We start from the raw sequence: 18,373 nt of genomic DNA, 5'->3' as shown, positions 1-18,373 counted from the left end.
ACTGTTTACACTAAAAGTAAAATTACTTTCCGGCTTGGCCGGCGTATGCTTTCCAATCCTTTTCTTTATAAATGTCATCACCAAAATAACGAGCTATTTCCATAAATGGTTCAGGTTTCTGATATCCTGGTACTGGTGAAAGCATATTCAATTCTTCATCCAAGAAAATAGTTGTTGGATAACTAAGACGACCCTGCATTAATGCAGCGGCAAACTCATGATATCCTTTTCTTCCAGATGGTACAAATTTGTACGTCTTACCTTTATACTCAATTGGTTCTTTTCCTTCCCCATCGAATTTTACCATATAGTAGTTTTCCTGCATGTATGCAGCAACTTCTGGGTTTTGAAAGGTGTCTTTGTCCATTTTTTTACACCACCCACACCAATCTGTATACACATCAATGAATACTTTCTTTGGGTTTTCTTCCGTAGCGGTAAGCTGGGCTGCTTCATCCCAAGTAATCCATTTAACATCTTGTGCATTACTAATGGTTACAACTAAGACAAGGGCTAAGAACAAAAATGATTTCATAGTATATAAAAAAGACGCTTTCATATTTTTTTATTGGATTAGTCCAACTATTATACCAAAGCTAACGTATTTATAATTGCTTTATTTCACTTTTGCCGTTTCTTTAACAGCGAACAAATCTTTTATATCTACTTGGTTTCTAATTAAATCATCAAAATTCTCCCTTTCTCGTATTAGAATTGCTTTGCCCTTGTGCCAAAGAACTTCTGGTGGTCTAAATCTAGAGTTATAGTTACTTGCCATAGTAAAGCAATATGCACCTGCATTTTTAAAGCATAGAATATCACCTTCAGTAATTTCATTTATTCTTTTGTTACTGGCAAAAGTATCTGTCTCACAGATATATCCTACGACAGAATAGTAGCGTTCTCTTCCCTTGGGGTTAGATATGTTTTTAATGGTATGTGTTGCACCATAAAGCATTGGTCTGATCAAGTGATTGAAACCGGAATCTATGCTTGCAAATACTGTTGAGGTGGTTTGTTTAACCACGTTTACTTTAGCAAGGAAAACACCTGCTTCACTCACCAAAAACTTGCCAGGTTCAAAAGCAAGGGTTAAATCTTTACCGTATTCTTTACAGAATTCATTAAAGCGTTTGCTTAATTTTTTACCAAGTTCTTCAACATTGGTCTCAATATCTCCTTCTTTATAAGGTACTTTAAATCCGCTACCAAAATCAATGAAATCTAAATTTTTGAAATTTCGTGCGGTTTCAAATAGAATTTCAGAAGCATATAAGAATACGTCAATATCTAAGATGTCACTACCGGTATGCATGTGAATACCGTTAATGTTCATTTTCGTTAATTCCACTATTCGAAGTAAATGCGGAATCTGATGAATACTGATACCGAACTTTGAATCTATGTGCCCAACAGAAATATTGGAATTACCACCTGCCATAACATGTGGATTAATTCTAATGCAAACAGGAATATTTGGATGTTTGCTACCAAACTGTTCTAAAATTGAAAGGTTGTCAATGTTTATTCTAACACCTAATTTTGCGGCTTCTTCTATCTCTTCTAGAGAAACTCCGTTTGGGGTAAATATGATGGATTCTGGTTTAAAACCAGCTAATAATCCTAGTTGTACTTCTTGTATAGATACAGTATCTAAGCCACTACCAAGACTGTTCATTAATCTTAATATAGTAATGTTAGATAGTGCTTTGGCGGCATAATTAAGCTTCAGTTTCTTTACTGAACCAAATGCCTTGGTCAATCTATTGAATTGTGAAACTATTTTTTCCGAGTCATAAACATACACCGGATCACCATAGGTTTTTGCAATCTGCAATAAATCCTCATTTCTCATACTATCTGTTTTTATGCGAATTTACTTTTCTAGATGTATAAGTACAAAAATAATAACATAAAAACATTAAAAATAACAAATTGTGATATTTGCAACATTATATTGGCGTTATATCTTTTGGAGCAACGTAAAGACCTTTGTACTTTTAGCCATATGAAACTACCATTATTACCATTACAGTCCATTTTTTTTCCGGGAGAAACCGTTCCGCTACATATTTTTGAAGATCGCTATAAGCAATTGATCAATGATTGTAGAGATGAGGCTATTACATTTGGTATCCCCGTTTTTATTAATAACAAGATGGAATATGGCGTTGAAGTGCAGTTGGTTGAAGTTGTAAATACCTATGAAAGTGGTGAAATGGATGTGGTTTGTGTGGCTAGGCAAGTGTTTAGGTTATTGGCATTTGATAATATTATGGGTGATAAACTTTACGCTGGTGGAATTGTTAAGCTTATAGAATACGATTACGTTGCCACAGATGAAAAAAAGCAAACCATTATAAATGGTATAAAGCAGTTATATGAAATTATGGAAGTGCCTTATACACCTATTAATGTGCAAGAATTCAATAGTTTTACATTGGCGCATAAAATAGGATTGTCATTTGATCAGGAGTATCAATTACTGCAAATACCCACTGAAAATGATCGACTAAATTTCATAGGCCTGCATTTGACATCTACCATTACGGTATTGTCAGAAGTTGAAAGAACAAGAAAAATAATAGAACTAAATGGTCATTTTAAGAATTTTGATCCTTTAGATTTTAAGGATATTGAGATGTAGTTGTCAATTTATACTGGTTTTTAATCACATTTTAAATAAAATATGAGCTTAAAGCCTCATTTATATAAGTAACCTTTCAATTAATCTCAACTATTTTTAGATTATTACCTACTGTTTCCTATTTTTGCTTAACAATTAAAATTCACCATATATATGAACCTTCACGAATATCAAGGAAAAGAGATATTAGCAAGTTTTGGGGTGCGCATCCAAAGAGGAATAGTTGCCCATAATGCAAAAGAGGCTGTTGAGGCTGCAAAGCAATTGACTGCTGAAACCGGAACTGGATGGCACGTTATTAAAGCACAAGTACACGCAGGTGGTCGTGGTAAAGGAGGTGGTGTAAAATTAGCCAAAAACCTTAAAGAGGTAGAAGAGATAGCAAACCAGATCATTGGTATGAACTTGATTACTCCGCAAACTTCTGCAGAAGGTAAAAAAGTACATCAAGTATTGGTTGCTGAAGATGTTTATTACCCAGGCGAGAGTGAAACTAGCGAGTTCTATATGTCAGTTTTATTGAATAGAGCTACTGGTAAGAATATGATTATGTATTCAACCGAAGGAGGTATGGATATTGAAGAGGTTGCAGAAAGTACTCCGCATTTAATATTTACAGAGGAAATTGATCCAGCAACGGGTCTTTTAGGATTTCAAGCAAGAAAAATTGCTTTTAACCTAGGTTTGTCCGGTACTGCTTTCAAGGAAATGACAAAATTTGTTGCTTCTTTATATAAGGCATATGTTGAAAGTGATTCTAGCATGTTCGAGATCAATCCAGTATTAAAGACATCGGATGATTTGATCATGGCTGTTGATGCTAAAGTTTCTATTGATGATAACGCTCTATACCGTAGAAAGCAATATGCAGAAATGCGCGATCTTAGAGAAGAGAATCCTATTGAAGTAGAAGCAAGAGAAGTAGGACTAAACTATGTTGACCTTGACGGTAACGTTGGTTGTATGGTAAACGGTGCAGGTCTTGCGATGGCTACAATGGATTTGATTAAAATGGCAGGTGGGGAGCCAGCTAACTTTTTAGATGTTGGTGGTACTGCTGATGCTAAAAGAGTGGAAGAAGCTTTTAGAATTATTTTAAAAGATCCTAATGTAAAAGCAATTCTTATCAACATATTCGGTGGTATCGTTCGTTGTGATCGTGTAGCTCAAGGTGTTGTAGATGCATACAAGAATATGGGTGATGCCATGCAAGTGCCAATTATTGTAAGATTACAAGGTACAAATGCTGAATTGGCAAAAGAAATTATTGATAACTCAGGGTTGGCGGTAGAATCTGCTGTACTATTCCAAGAAGCTGCAGATAAGGTAAAAGCTGTATTGGCTTAAAGTAATTAAATTATAAGTTTTAAAAGACCATTCATTTTGAATGGTCTTTTTTTGTTTCAAGTTTTGTAGATGAGCTACTGCTTTTATACTTATTGTCTTTACAATTTTAATTTATTGTAATCAATAAAGGACTAAATCTGTAGTTTAGGTTATTGGAATGAAATAATAGTTAAGACTCAAATTACTTGTTTTTTCATTGGTTTGAATTTCTAATTTTGGGGTGTAATTATGAAATTAGTATTAAAGAGATGTTAAAAGTGGGTTTAATTGTAACATTATCATTTTACCATCGTCTTTTTAGTAATTCATCATCAATCAATTATTAATCAAGCTTCAGGAAATCTGAAGTAAAAAACAAAAAGTCATGAGAAAATTAAGTTTAGTAGTCGTAGCTGCAATGCTACTTGCAACAGGTAATGTATTAGCTAATGATGTAGTAAATGAAAACCCTACAAAAAAATTATCTGTACAGATTTCAGAAATGCTATCGGAAAACGATTTTTCTGTTGAGCATGACGATTTAACAGCCCAGGTTCGATTTACATTGAATGCAGACGGGGAAATCGTTGTGTTATCTGTACAAACAGAATTTGACAATATGGAAGGTTTTGTCAAAGCAAGATTAAACTATCAAAAAGTTAATTTGGCAAATGTAGAGGAAGGTAAGGTATACACTATTCCTGTGCGTATTCAGGCATAACCTTTAGGGGTATTGCTTTAAAAAGATCTTGATATACAGAGGTGTATCAAGATCTTTTTTTGTTTTTATATTTTACATTGCTAATTGCGGTATCTACCTTTTTCATTTGCTTGGATTTGAAATCCCTTTTCTCGGTATTCTTTGTAGCAGGTTTTGATGTTGCGGTCGCCATACCTAGTAAAACCTCACCAGGAATCTTAGGGTTTTCTTTAGTGCCACGTAAATGAATAACCAATCCATTTAAAAAATTACGTAATACTTGATCACCACACTCCATGTAATTAGGGTGATCTTCTTTTCTAAAGAAAGCACCTAATTCGCTTTTAGAAATTTTAAAGTCTACTAGTTGTAAAATTTCAACAATATCGTCATCTCTGAATTTTAAGGCAACTCTTAGTTTTTTAAAAATATCATTATTTGTCATACTGCAAATTTAAGGACTGCAAGTTATCATAAAATTGTGACCTGTGAATGATTGTATCTTATTAATAAATAAGCTGTTTTTAAAAAGAGTTTTTTTCTTGATAAAAAGAAAGTTGTATTTAAAATGTCTACGCAAATATTTAGAACAGACGTAAGTATATATAAGTGTGCAAAAGAAGACCTATGGAGTTAATGAAAATAGGATTAAATGTCATTATTATCGATTAACAATTTCTATAAATAGGATAAATATTACACAAACTATAAGAATAAGCTACTCACCGACACTTATCGTCCATTGCACGAAGAATCTAATTTTAAGCTTTGTTGCGAATGTAACTTTGTCATGTATAATAACAAAGCTGATAAAATGAAACTTTCAATTGTATTCCTAATGTTAATCTTAGTAGTAACAACTTCTTGTAGTAAATCTGAATTACCAGAAGAAAATATAACAGCTACTACTTTTGTTTCTTCTGAAGATTATAATGAAACGGAAATGGAAATATTTAGTTTAGTTAATAATTATAGACTGAATAATGGTTTTTCTCAATTAAAATATAATTATCAAGCAAAAGAATATACACAAAATCATAATACTTATATGATTTCTAAAGATGAAATTAGCCATGACAATTTTGCTCAACGATCTTCTGAATTATCTGTAGATATTAACGCAACAAGAGTTTCTGAAAATGTGGGTAGAAATTTTACTTCGGCTCAGGGTATTTTTGAGGCTTGGTTAGCAAGCGAAAGTCATTTAAAGAACATTGAAGGTGACTATGATGAAACAGCCATTTCTGTTTCTACTTCTGCAGATGGAACACTTTACTTCACTCAGGTGTTCATTAAATAAAAATAAACACATAATAAAATATTTAAGGCCTGCTTTGCAGGTCTTTTTTTATAATCGTCTATATATTAGTTTATTATGTTTTTAAAAACAATTAATTGCAATAAATAAGGCTCATTATTAATAAAATGAGATTATGACGTATTTCATCGATTATATTAAACGCTTTGTCGATTAAATTAAGGAAATTATGGTTTAGTAGGATTTAACTGATAATGATCATATTTTAAAACCGTTAGAATTGTAAGAATAATCTTTCAATTTTAAAAAATGAAAAGTAAATACGTTAATGCTTTAATACTTGCTCTTGTGTTGGTTGTTTTTCTTATTAGCATTCAATCTGCCTTTGGGCAACAACAATTTGCTACTGCGATTACAAGTGAAAATGAGGTAGAAAATTCTGGTTTTGCTATAGATGCTGATTTATTGACCAGTGCAGTGGTAAATGCAAATTCAGGTTTAGCTTTGGGTGTAGGGGCTTATTCCGGGCATATAGAATTACAATTTCCAGGTCAGATACCGGCAAATCAAACAAGTTATGTACGTTTTAATACTGAAGATGATTTATTGCCTTACTTGCTAGGTGGTAATTTAGGAGGACTTCTTGCAGATGTTGCAGGTTTGGTTCTTTTAGGTAATCAAGAATTTACCATTGATGTTAGAAATAATAATACTTCTTTATATCAAGAGGATTCAGGAATAACTGATGCTTTTGTTACAAACTCAATGAGAGTGGTATCCGATAAAAATGGAAATTACTTTATGGCGATTTCGCCGAATGAAGAATATAATAGTATTAGAGTGCAGAACAAAGTTGGCTCTTTAATTGGCTTAGGCACGACAAAAGAGTTAAATGTGTATGGTGCATTTACTTCTGATGATACTTTTGATTGTCTGGATGCTAATTATACTTCTTTTGATGGTTCAGGCATTACACTTGACTTACTGTCCATTGCAGGTACTGGTGTTACTAATCCTGAGTTTGCTATTGATGATGATGTAAATACGTATTCTGAATTAGGTTTCGGAATTATAAATGTTGCGGCCACAATACGTCAGACTATATATTTCGATGGTTCTTCTGATTCTACGGATGTTTTCTATGTAACTTTAGGTGTTGATCCTTCTTTATTACAGTTGGGAGTGCTTAACAATATCCAGCTCTCTGCGGATAATGGTACTAATACAGATGTTTATACCGGTAATTTGGCTAGTATTTTAAGTGTTGATTTATTAGGGTTGTTGTCAAACTCTGGAACAGTAACGATTCCTGTAGAGATTGGTGAATCCGTTGACAGAATATCTATTGATTTAAGTTCTTTGTTAGGGGTTAATTTAAATCAGAGTATTAGAATATACGATGTTTTCAGTGCGCCCATTATGCCTGAAATAGTCGTAAATTCTCAAAATGTCGCTATTTGTGAAGGGGCTTCTGCCTCATTAATGGCAACTACGGCAACCCCGGGTACTACTGAATTATTATGGTATGATGCCGAAACAGATGGTAACCTATTGGCCGTTTTAGGTTCTGGAGAAACTTTTGATACCAGTGCCCTTACTACTTCAACAACATATTACGTTTCAGCTCGAAGAATTGGTTGTTTAAATGAGTCTCCAAGAGTACCGGTTACGGTAACTGTCAGTCCTATACCTACTGCACCTGATATAGAAGTTAATACCAATAGTATTTATTGTAGTTCAAATGATGTGGTGCTAGTGCCAACAAGTGATATCAACGGTACATATGAATGGTTTTTTGATAGTAATGCAACCAATCAAATAACGCATAATATGGTAGATGGAGATGTGACATATACTATAACAGATTCAGGTACATTGACAATCAACGGGTTAGGTGAGGGTGATTCTCCTTATGATTATTTTGTTCGATTACAAACAAATGATGCAGAATGTATTAACGCTAGTGGTGATTTAAAAACAGTAAACGTTACGGTAGTTGATTCTAATTTTGATGTAGAGAGTACTTTGGACACTGTTATTAGTGTACAAGATATTCTAAATGTAAATAATACAAATACAGCTATTTCTTTGGAAGGATCTGTATCTGGTGATGCTAGTGAGGGTGATTCGGTGACCATTAGAATAAATGATTTAAATTTTACCGGTATCTTGGATGCCAACTTAGCCTTTAATATTGAGGTACCAGGTATAGACGTGTTGTCAGACTTAGATAACGCAGTAGAATTGCTGATCAGTTCAGGACTTTGTACTGTTACAGAGCAACTTCCAATCCCAATTCCTGAATTGCCGACTGAAGATTTACTACAAGTTTTCTGTGTATCGGATAATCCTACTATATTGGATTTACAACTGAATTTGGAGGATGGGGTTTTCTTTGATGCTTTGGTTGGAGGTACCGTATTGGGCGCTGACACCCCATTAGTAGATGGTGGCGTTTATTTTTCTGGATTATTGAATTTACCCGTAGATGTTTTTGCCCGCGTTGCAATTTCTGTTCAAATTATAGATGTTGAAGCACCTACGGCTGAAGACGGTGTGCAAACGTTTTGTGATTCTTCATCACCGACTATTGGTGATTTGCAAGTAGATCAAAATGAAGTGGTTTTTTATGATAGTGCTGTAGGTGGTAATATACTGGATCCGAACGCCACTTTAGTTGCTGGTGATTATTTTGTTTCCCGTATAGAAAATGGCTGTGAAAGTGAAAATAGATTACAGATTACTGCATTTATAATCGAAGAATCCCCTGTAACGCTAATGGGGCAAACAGAAGAGGCTTGTGTTAGTACTGAATCCTACACTTACTTTACTGAAAGCAATCAATCAAATTATGAATGGACTGTTACCGGTGGGGTAATTATGGATGGTGGTACCGCTATCGATGATTTTGTAACTGTTACTTGGAATAGTTTGCAAGATACGTCTATTGAAGTCGCATATTTAAGTACAGATATTTGTACACCTAATAAAATATTGATTGTTGATATAGAAACCATGCGATGCGGTGAGGTTCTTGGAGCAGAATTTTGTTTAGAAGTGTACAATGAGTTTTCGCCAAACGGAGACGGATTCAATGACTTTTTTGAAGTGGAATGTATTACCGATTATGCGAATACAACACGTGTATATAATAGAAATGGAAACTTAGTTTTTGAAACACAAAACTATCAAAATGACTGGAATGGTATTGCGACTGTAAGTGGTGTCTTAAATCGGGGAGACCATTTGCCTGCAGGTACATATTACTATGTTATTAATATTCCTGAATTGAATAGGGATTTAGTGGGTTGGTTACATCTAGCAAGATAAAATCAAAAACTTAATTCAATTTCATTCCAAATATAAAATCAATATGAAAAATAATATATCCTATATAAAACTGATTACTGTCCTTATTGTTGCTTTTTCGGCACTACAGGGTTACAGCCAACAACGAGCGCAATACACACAATACATGTATAACACTCAAACCTTAAATGCCGGTTATACTGGTACTCAGGGTACATTGGCGGCTAGTTTGTTATATAGATCACAATGGGTGGGTATCGATGGTTCACCAGAAACTCAAAGTTTTGCTGCACATGGTCTTGTAAAAGAACGAATTGGTTTAGGACTTACTATTGTAAATGACAACTTAGGTGCAACTAATAATTTAGAAATAAATGCAAATTTCGCTTACCATATTAGAACGGGCCAAAAAACAAAATTATCGTTTGGTTTAAATGCGGGTATGGATATTTTAAATGTCGATTATTCGAAGGGTAATTTTGCTAACGGGCTTGATCCCATTTTTCAAGAGAATATTAATAAATTAAGACCAATGGTTGGTGCTGGCGCTTTCTATTATGGAGCAAAATGGTATTTAGGCGCCTCAAGCACCAACCTATTGAACTCGCAAATCTATAATAGTGACGATGATGTTTTGACGGAAAGAAAAAGTCAGTACTATTTTATGGGTGGTTATGTTTTCGATATCAATGAATCATTGAAACTTAAACCGGCAATTCTTACCAAGCATGTTGCGGGTTCACCAATAACTGTAGATGTTTCGGGTAATTTCTTATTACGTGAGCGCTTAAGTCTTGGTTTGGCTTACCGATATGATGATGCTGTAAGTGCCTTGGCTGGGTTTCATATAACCAGTAAATTTTTCTTAGGCTACGCCTATGATTACACTGTTACGGGTCTTGGTGACTACAATAGTGGGTCGCACGAAATTATATTAACCTATAACCTAGAAGGTTTGAAAAAGAGAGCCTTATCTCCAAGATTCTTCTAAAAATATACCTATGAAAATAAAACTACTATTTACATACTTAGTGTTTGGTGCAGTTTTTACCTCTTATTCACAGACTAAAGAAACTCGTGCAAACGAATATTTCGAAAACTTTAAATATGATAAGGCAATAGAATTGTATACAGATATTGCCAATCGAACTAGAAAACCAGAAATATCGGTTATTCAGAATTTAGCAGATAGCTATTTTAATATGGGCGATTATACAAATGCCGAAAAATGGTTTTCTAAATTATATGTTTTAAAAGGCAACGAAGTCGGCGAAAATAATATCATAAAGCTCGTACAATGCTTAAAGGCAGATTTAGATGTAGATAGGGCAAACGAGGTGCTTTTCTCATATTATGAAGATCAAGATCGCTTAAAAATGATTTTGGCTCAGCAGAAGAATTTGGATAGCTTATTGTTGACAGATTCAAAATATCAGATGGATACCCTAAGTTTCAATAGTCCGAAATCAGATTTCTCACCAGCCTTTTATCGAGATGGTAAAATTGTGTTTTCTAGTACTAGAGATTCTATTAAAGCTGGTGGCAAAATCTATCCTTGGAACAATCAACCATATTTGGATTTATTTGTGACCCAACCAGCAAATATATTTGATATCCCGGAAAAGTTTGCTGCTAATAGACTTTCAGACTTTCATGATGCATCGGTGGTTTTATCAAAAGATAAAGAACGTATTTATATTACCCGTAACTATTTTAAGAAAGGGAAATTAGAGGCGAATAAAGAAGGACTCTCAAATATGCAAATAGTTAAAGGTAGCTTGTATAATGGGGAAGTCAATGATGTTATATCACTTTCCATAAATAATAAAGAGTATTCGTGCGGACACCCTGCTCTAAGCTCTAATGGGCGATATTTATACTTCACCTCTAATATGCCGGGTGGTTTTGGCGGTTCTGACATTTATGTGGTTGCCTTATCTAGGGAGGGCGATGTAGTTTCTGAACCAATGAATTTGGGAGCGTCCGTAAATACAAAAGGTAGAGAGATGTTCCCGTATATAGTAAATGATGTATTGTACTTTTCTTCAGATGGTCATTATGGGCTAGGTGGTTTAGATCTTTTTAAGTCTAAGATTATAAGTAAAAATGAATATTCCTTGCCTTTTAATATGGGTAAACCTTTTAACAGTAATATGGATGATTTTTCCTTAATTATTAAGGACGACTTTGCTAAAGGTTATTTTGCGTCGAACAGAATGGGTGGTGTTGGTGATGATGACATTTATTCTTTCGAGAAAATGGCTCCGGTTGATTGCTTAACATACTCAGGTCAAGTGTTGAACGAATTAACCAAGGAGCCGATACCATTCGCAAATATAGAGGTGAAAAATTCTAAAGATGGGTTAAGAGAAATCCTATTGGCGGATGAGAACGGTAATTATGAGATTCAGTTGCCCTGTGATAGGCAGAATAGACTTGTGTTTTTTAAGGAGCGTTACTCTAAAAAAACAATTTTAGTGGCTACTACCAAAGAGCCACAGGAACCTTCTTTTAATAATGTAATTTATTTAACACCGTACGATATGATTGTAGAGAATGATGGGAACGTGGATAAAATTATCGTAGATCCAATCTATTTTGATTACGATAAGTCGACAATAACATCTCGGGCAGAAATTGAATTGAAAAAAGTTCTTTTTGCTATGCAGCAATTTCCAGATATGCGAATAAAAATTGAATCGCATACGGATTCTCGTGGTAGTGACAGTTATAATTTAAAACTATCAGATGACAGGGCGAAATCTACAAGAGATTATTTAATATTAAAAGGGATTGAACAGGATAGAATTCTTAGTGCAGCAGGCTACGGGGAAACAATGCTTATCAATGAATGTAGAAATGGGGTAAAATGTTCTGATCAAGAGCATTTGGTAAATAGGCGTTCAGATTTTATTGTGATAAATAATAAGGAGCTAAGTAAATGATAATTATATAATTGATTATTATGGGAGGAGAGAATATTAAACTGAAAATTATTTCTGATATGATTCGATCTTCGATGGTTAATAATGGCTTGGAGCAAATGGAATATGATTTCATTTGTTGCATAGGTGAACAATTGGGGTTGGCACAATATGTTATTGACGGTTATATCGAGGATAATGAAATTTTCATACTCCCAGGTTCAATGCAAAGTAAAATTCTTAAGTTTTATAAGACGGCTTTGCATGATAAGAATTTATGCAAAAATTATTATAAATGGATTAGAAATTCTTATCGACAGGGTATGGCAATGGGTTTACCTCAAAAAGTGATTCGAAAATTTTTATACGACCTGCATTTTTGTGATGATTTTTCCAAAGGCGAGCGTATAATTAAAAATTACTTTGCTCTTGAAAAATAGCATTACAAAAAGATTATAATTGTCAACATAGTATCTTAAATGAAATAAAGCAGCTAAATTAAACGTTAAAGTAAATGCTGTCTGAATATCAAATCGTTACATAAGAATATGCCTACTAATAAAGAGAAATTAAGTATTTTATCAGAAATGATTTCATTCGCTAAAGTGAACAATGAAATAAAGGAATCTGAATATGATTTCTTGTTTTCGGTAGCGCAGCAATTGAATGTTACTAAGAAAACGTTTGACAAGCTCTTTACTACGAATGTGGAGCATGTTATACCCAAATCTCAATCAGATAGGCTTCTGCAGTTTCATAGGTTGGTATTATTAATGAATGTTGATGATAAGCAAGATGATGAAGAGGTGAGCAAAATTTATGATATTGGTTTAAAAATGGGATTGCCGCCAGGGGCAATTCAACAAGTTTTGACCATAATGCATAAGTATCCTAATAAGGTTGTGCCACCTGAGATTTTGATTGCTATTTTTAAATCACACTACAACTAGGACCAAGAGAAGTAATCTGCTTCTAATAGTTCAAGATCTCTCTTGTTCATGATGCTAGTTATGGCGTCTTGTCTTAATTGATCAATTTCTGCCTCAATTATTTTCAATTGATCAGAATGTACTACATGTAGTTTTAACGTTTTTAGTTTATGCATTAATTTTCGCATGACCGTTATATCATGTTTGCAGTACTGACGATAAGTAGCCATTACATTAAATAGTATTTCTGAGAATTCTGGACAGTTCAAACTTACCCAATTAACACCGTTTTTGTCCGTTAGAAATTCATGGTCTTTTTTTAGCAACAAATCAATAAATAATGAGGAAAGGTAGTCTATGGTATTCAAAGCGGTGCCAGGATCATTAATACCCGGTGACATGGCTTTAATGCCTATTTCTGAAATTTGTCTAAAACCATAAATGAAATTTTCACCAATAAGTTCTGTATGGCTGAACAGTAAAGTTTTTTCAATTTTTTTCTTTAGTTCGTCTTCAACCGGTTTTTCTGTTAAGAAACCTACAGTTCCATCTATTATAAACTGCCCTTTATGTAGTGAAATCATTGCTTTTAAGTTACTCTCTTTACAAAGCTCTATTAGGTCATCTTTAAGTATTCCGTAAAAGTATCCTCTCTGGGTAATTTTATGTTTTTCCCAATGATCGGTGCTTGGAAAATCTTGATTTTTATCTTCTTGATTTTCTATAATGATCGCTAACTCTTTTTTAGTTCTAGAATGAATTGCAGTTAGTATGTTTCCTACTTGTATGGCTTGGGAAATATGGTGAATAAAATAAATGAAGGCGGCTAAACACAGAACTGTTAGTATAATGCCGATTAGTACAGAGAACCCTGGTGTTTGGTATTCATTTTCGGTGGGTTCAATGGAAATCAAAATAAAAATATTGTAAAGGATGGTGCCAATATAAAGTCCAAGTACTACTTGATGTTTTTGATCAGAGATTATACCTGGTAGCACTCTTGGCGAGAAATTGCTTGAAGCTTGATTGAGCAGTACCATTACCATGGAAAAACTAAAAACGGTTAGAGATATTAAACCGCCAATTAAAGTACTTAAAATCGTTTTTGCGGTATCTGTGTCATCAATAACCAAAAAGGGAGCAACATCAATAAGAAAAGAAGAAATATTAATGGATTCCAAATAAATCAACAGAAATGCCAAACCAAGACCGCCTAAGGCTATTAAAGAAGGGTAGAAGGCAATTTTAGAGCGTATTTGTTTAAAAATATTCAGAAGTCGGTCCATGGTCAAAAATATGTCATAAAGCTAGTTTAAATGGTATTTAAAACTGGACTGATTTGAAGAAATTACAGACTCCTTTACTTTGTTAGTGACAAAATGTCATTAATAACATGGTTGAATAAGACAAAATGACATAATTTTGCTGTTGGTATGTATTTTGTCTATTACTAAGAGAATTTAAAAATCAATTAATTTAAAATATATAGTTATGAGTTTAGTAAAAAGAAATGATGTGTTGTTCCCAGCTTTTATGAATGAAATATTTAAACCAGATTGGTTCGGTGGTATAGAGAATAATAGAAATTCTATTCCTGCCGTAAACATCAAGGAGAACGAGAAAGAGTATTATTTGGAACTTTTTGTACCAGGTAGAAATAAAGAAGATTTTACCATTGAAATAGATGAAGCTGTTTTAACTATTTCATCTGAAGTTAAAAGTGAGAACGAAGAGGTGAATGATAATTTTACTAGAAAAGAGTTTAGCATTTCATCTTTCAAAAGATCGTTCACATTACCAGATACAATTGCAACCGATAAGATCGATGCAAATTACGAAGGGGGAATTTTAAAATTCAATCTTCCTAAAAAAGAAGAGGCTTTACCAAAGCCAAAAAGAATGATTGAATTAAAATAGTTTTTTAGGTTAGTTTGAGTTGTTTAGTTGAGTGCTTTGAGAAATCAAAGCACTTTTTTTATACGCTCTATTCATAAAATTATTTAAAATTTTGAGCTACAAATTCAGTGATTGATTTGTTGGAGTTTTTATTTTTTGTAACATACAGATTATCTCATATAAGGTTTTTTGAACATGAAATTTACAATCTCTTTTTAAACTGTAAATGTTGTTCCCAATATCTTAATATTTTTTGAAATTTTATGTTGAAAGGGTAGGCGGTTAGCTTGAATGTTAAACTGTATTTTTAAGAAGTGGTTTTCAGAATTAGATACATATACAATGTTGAATTTTTAGTTTTTGGAAAGCGAAGAATGGTTGAATTTAAAGTTTGAAAACTAAACATAAAATCGTAATATTAACACTTGAATTTACGAGAAAGAGTCGTCTTGTTAAAGGCAAAATCAGAATTTATATTCTTGAAGTTAAGCTCACTGGAGAGGTATTGAAAACTTGTTGAAATTTGACCCTAATTTACCTTTTATAGTCCAAAATAACTGTTTTAGCCTTGTCTAAAAATATTGTATAGATATATGCATTCCAGTAATTTATACATTATGAATTAAAGTATTGGTGTTAATTTTTTGAATTTTTATTAAAACAGGGTTTTTCTGAGTTATTCTTGGTCTTGTAGGGACTTTATTTCATCTCTTAACTTTGCTGCTTGCATAAAATCAAGCTCTTTTGCAGCTTTTTCCATCGCCTTTCTTTTCTCCTTGATCAACTTTTCAATTTGCTCTTTTGTTAGATAATCCATATCAGGTTCGGCTGCTCTTAACTCCTCTTTTATGAAGTGATAAGTAGACACGGAATTTTTAGATAGCACATTGTCCAAGCTTTTATTTAATGCTTTTGGAGTTACGTTATTATCGGTGTTGTATTTGATCTGTTTTTCTCTACGATAAGCTGTCTCGTCAATAGTTTTTTGCATGCTTTCCGTTATCTTATCTGCGTACATGATCGCCTTGCCATTTAGGTTTCTTGCAGCTCTACCAACAGTCTGTGTTAACGATCGGTTACTTCTTAGGAATCCTTCTTTATCGGCATCCAATATTACGACCAAAGATACCTCTGGTAAGTCTAGTCCTTCACGTAATAAATTCACGCCGATCAGTACATCAAAAATACCTTTTCGTAAATCTTGCATGATTTCAACACGTTCTAAAGTGTCAACATCACTATGAATATATCTACATCTAATGTTAATTCTATCTAGGTATTTTGCCAATTCTTCTGCCATTCTTTTGGTCAATGTTGTAACCAAAGTCCGTTCGTCTTTTTCTACCCGTACCTGTATCTCTTCAACCAAATCATCGATCTGGTTTAAACTAGGTCTTACTTCTATAATAGGATCTAAAAGTCCGGTTGGTCTAATTACTTGTTCTACATAAACACCCTGACTCAATTGCAATTCGTAATCCGCCGGAGTTGCACTCACATACAATACCTGATTTTGCAATGCTTCAAATTCTTCAAATTTTAAAGGTCTGTTATCCATTGCGGCGGGTAAGCGAAAACCATATTCCACTAAGTTGACTTTACGTGAACGGTCACCACCATACATGGCATGTACTTGTGGTATGGTCACATGGCTCTCATCGATCACCATTAAATAATCATCTGGAAAGTAATCCAACAAACAGAAGGGTCTTGTACCGGGTTCCCTACCATCTAAATATCTTGAATAATTCTCAATACCTGAACAATAACCCAATTCACGAATCATTTCTAAATCAAAATTGGTTCGCTCTTCAAGTCTTTTAGCTTCTAAGGGTTTTGCAATGTCCTTGAAATAATCTATTTGCTTAACAAGGTCATCCTGTATGTTATGAATGGCATTCTGTAGCACATCTTTAGAGGTTACGAACATATTAGCAGGGTATATGTTCAAATTTTCATAAACTTCTATAATGGTATTGTTAAACGGATCAAACGCCTCGATTTCCTCTATCTCATCCCCAAAGAAATGTATTCTAAAAGCGTGATCGGCATAACTAGGGAAAACATCTACTACATCTCCTTTTACCCTAAAGTTTCCATTTTTAAAGTCAGCCATAGTTCTTGAGTAAAGAGATTGCACCAATTGGTGCATTAACTTAGTTCTAGCTATTACTTGATCTTTTTTAATGGAAATAACGTTTTTCTGAAATTCAATGGGATTACCAATACCATACAGACAGGATACGGATGCGATAACGATAACATCTCTTCTGCCAGATAATAAGGATGATGTAGCGCTTAAACGTAACTTTTCTATGTCCTCGTTTATAGACAGATCCTTTTCAATATATACACCGCTAGTGGGTATATATGCTTCTGGTTGGTAGTAATCATAATAGGACACAAAATACTCCACTGCATTATCAGGAAAAAACTGCTTAAATTCAGAATAAAGCTGCGCGGCCAAGGTTTTGTTGTGAGCCAATAGAAGAGTTGGTTTCTGAACGTTTTCTATAACATTGGCTACAGTAAAGGTTTTACCTGACCCTGTAACACCTAATAAAGTCTGGTATTTTTCCTTTTCATTTATGCCCTTTACTAATTCTTTTATGGCATTTGGCTGGTCACCGGTGGGTTTGAACTCTGATACAACTTTGAATTTCATGCTATAAAATTACGAAAGAAGTACCATTTATATGAGTTGGATAAAAAGATTCGTTATACCTATCGCAACAGTGAGAAATGTCCTTTTATTATTTCTTGGTTTTCTGAATTTTCAAAACGATACCAAAAATCAGAAGAAGGTAATGGTTTACCATTAAAAGTGCCGTTCCAATAATTGTCCAATCTATTGGTTTGATATATTAATTTTCCATAGCGGTCAAAAATAGTTAATGTCCCATTAGGGGAACAACTTTCAATAATAGGAACGTAAAAGTCATTTATACCGTCATTGTTAGGTGTAAAAAAGTTTGGAAAATCTATAGTGCAAGATGCATTTTGATCAGTGTCTGTATCTTCGCAAAACTCTGAACTTATCATTATGGAGAAACTATTTTCAACAGAACATTGTTCGTTTTCAGAATAAACGTAAAGGGTCTGTGTCACAATTATATTATCACCTGGAAATAATTGGGAGCCAGTTCCATTTGGTTGGGTAAAATAATTACCTGTAGAAAGTTGGGGCAAAGTATAACTTGCACAAGCGTTGACATCGGTAGGGTCATCTGCTGTAGGTGGCGTACCGATCTGAATATCGAATTGGTTCTCATCCGAACAACCGCTAGTGCCTGCATACACATAAATAACCTGTGAAGTAGTGATCATATCCCCGGCATTCAACTGGGTACCGCCTGCGTTGGTCTGCGTATAATAGGAATTACC

16 protein-coding genes are annotated in these 18,373 nt (G+C 33.8%); 10 read left to right on the top strand and 6 right to left on the bottom strand.

Annotated features, from left to right (window positions below; genetic code table 11):
• Window positions 1-22 precede the first annotated feature (22 nt).
• Window positions 23-535, bottom strand: a complete 513-nt coding sequence (locus tag CSC80_RS00885; RefSeq protein WP_074672699.1) for a DUF255 domain-containing protein — start codon at window positions 533-535, stop codon at window positions 23-25.
• Window positions 536-616: 81 nt separating this feature from the next.
• Window positions 617-1,855, bottom strand: a complete 1,239-nt coding sequence (gene lysA, locus CSC80_RS00880; protein ID WP_074672702.1) for a diaminopimelate decarboxylase — start codon at window positions 1,853-1,855, stop codon at window positions 617-619.
• Between the two features lie 153 nt (window positions 1,856-2,008).
• Here lysA and CSC80_RS00875 point away from each other — a divergent pair, with 153 nt between their 5' ends.
• The 3 genes from CSC80_RS00875 (at window position 2,009) to CSC80_RS00865 (ending at window position 4,694) form a co-directional block, all read left to right on the top strand.
• Window positions 2,009-2,647: an LON peptidase substrate-binding domain-containing protein gene (locus tag CSC80_RS00875; protein ID WP_099191352.1), complete on the top strand. Its 639-nt coding sequence runs from the start codon at window positions 2,009-2,011 to the stop codon at window positions 2,645-2,647.
• Between the two features lie 153 nt (window positions 2,648-2,800).
• Window positions 2,801-3,994, top strand: a complete 1,194-nt coding sequence (gene sucC / locus CSC80_RS00870; RefSeq protein ID WP_099189112.1) for an ADP-forming succinate--CoA ligase subunit beta — start codon at window positions 2,801-2,803, stop codon at window positions 3,992-3,994.
• A 364-nt stretch (window positions 3,995-4,358) separates the two neighbouring features.
• The gene (locus CSC80_RS00865) at window positions 4,359-4,694 is read left to right on the top strand and encodes a hypothetical protein (protein ID WP_058103538.1); all 336 of its coding nucleotides are present in this window, start codon (window positions 4,359-4,361) and stop codon (window positions 4,692-4,694) included.
• Window positions 4,695-4,740: 46 nt separating this feature from the next.
• On the opposite strand, the gene CSC80_RS00860 is transcribed toward CSC80_RS00865, so the two are convergent.
• Window positions 4,741-5,118, bottom strand: a complete 378-nt coding sequence (locus CSC80_RS00860; protein ID WP_099189111.1) for a DUF1456 family protein — start codon at window positions 5,116-5,118, stop codon at window positions 4,741-4,743.
• A gap of 369 nt (window positions 5,119-5,487) precedes the next feature.
• Between CSC80_RS00860 and CSC80_RS00855 the strand changes: the two genes are divergently transcribed.
• From CSC80_RS00855 to CSC80_RS00830, 6 genes are all read left to right on the top strand, one after another.
• Window positions 5,488-5,973 carry a CAP domain-containing protein gene (locus tag CSC80_RS00855; RefSeq protein WP_180268566.1) on the top strand — a complete coding sequence of 162 codons (486 nt, stop codon included), beginning with the start codon at window positions 5,488-5,490 and terminating at the stop codon, window positions 5,971-5,973.
• A 267-nt stretch (window positions 5,974-6,240) separates the two neighbouring features.
• The gene (locus tag CSC80_RS00850) at window positions 6,241-9,261 is read left to right on the top strand and encodes a gliding motility-associated C-terminal domain-containing protein (protein WP_099189107.1); all 3,021 of its coding nucleotides are present in this window, start codon (window positions 6,241-6,243) and stop codon (window positions 9,259-9,261) included.
• A 43-nt stretch (window positions 9,262-9,304) separates the two neighbouring features.
• Entirely contained in the window at window positions 9,305-10,231 is a 927-nt protein-coding gene (locus tag CSC80_RS00845; RefSeq protein WP_099189105.1) for a type IX secretion system membrane protein PorP/SprF, read from the top strand.
• A gap of 10 nt (window positions 10,232-10,241) precedes the next feature.
• Window positions 10,242-12,185, top strand: a complete 1,944-nt coding sequence (locus tag CSC80_RS19780; RefSeq protein WP_099189103.1) for an OmpA family protein — start codon at window positions 10,242-10,244, stop codon at window positions 12,183-12,185.
• 20 nt (window positions 12,186-12,205) lie between these two features.
• Window positions 12,206-12,604 carry a hypothetical protein gene (locus CSC80_RS00835; RefSeq protein ID WP_074672716.1) on the top strand — a complete coding sequence of 133 codons (399 nt, stop codon included), beginning with the start codon at window positions 12,206-12,208 and terminating at the stop codon, window positions 12,602-12,604.
• Between the two features lie 108 nt (window positions 12,605-12,712).
• Complete coding sequence (locus CSC80_RS00830) at window positions 12,713-13,114, top strand: hypothetical protein (protein WP_099189101.1); 402 nt, start codon at window positions 12,713-12,715, stop codon at window positions 13,112-13,114.
• Here CSC80_RS00830 and CSC80_RS00825 read toward each other — a convergent pair.
• Window positions 13,111-14,379: a DUF2254 domain-containing protein gene (locus CSC80_RS00825; protein WP_099189099.1), complete on the bottom strand. Its 1,269-nt coding sequence runs from the start codon at window positions 14,377-14,379 to the stop codon at window positions 13,111-13,113. The genes CSC80_RS00830 and CSC80_RS00825 overlap by 4 nt on opposite strands.
• A 205-nt stretch (window positions 14,380-14,584) precedes the next feature.
• Here CSC80_RS00825 and CSC80_RS00820 point away from each other — a divergent pair, with 205 nt between their 5' ends.
• Window positions 14,585-15,010 (top strand): Hsp20/alpha crystallin family protein, encoded by a 426-nt coding sequence (locus CSC80_RS00820; RefSeq protein WP_091605871.1) that lies wholly within the window; start codon window positions 14,585-14,587, stop codon window positions 15,008-15,010.
• 655 nt (window positions 15,011-15,665) lie between these two features.
• On the opposite strand, the gene uvrB is transcribed toward CSC80_RS00820, so the two are convergent.
• On the bottom strand, window positions 15,666-17,654 hold the full coding sequence (uvrB, locus tag CSC80_RS00815; RefSeq protein ID WP_091605868.1) for an excinuclease ABC subunit UvrB: 1,989 nt from the start codon (window positions 17,652-17,654) through the stop codon (window positions 15,666-15,668).
• 59 nt (window positions 17,655-17,713) lie between these two features.
• On the bottom strand, window positions 17,714-18,373 hold a 660-nt coding region (locus CSC80_RS19625), incomplete at its 5' end, for a T9SS type B sorting domain-containing protein (RefSeq protein ID WP_143751707.1).

The organism is Maribacter sp. 6B07 (assembly GCF_002700155.1).
Taxonomy (GTDB): Bacteria; Bacteroidota; Bacteroidia; order Flavobacteriales; family Flavobacteriaceae; genus Maribacter; species Maribacter dokdonensis.
This window is presented reverse-complemented; position numbering and strand designations above follow the sequence as displayed.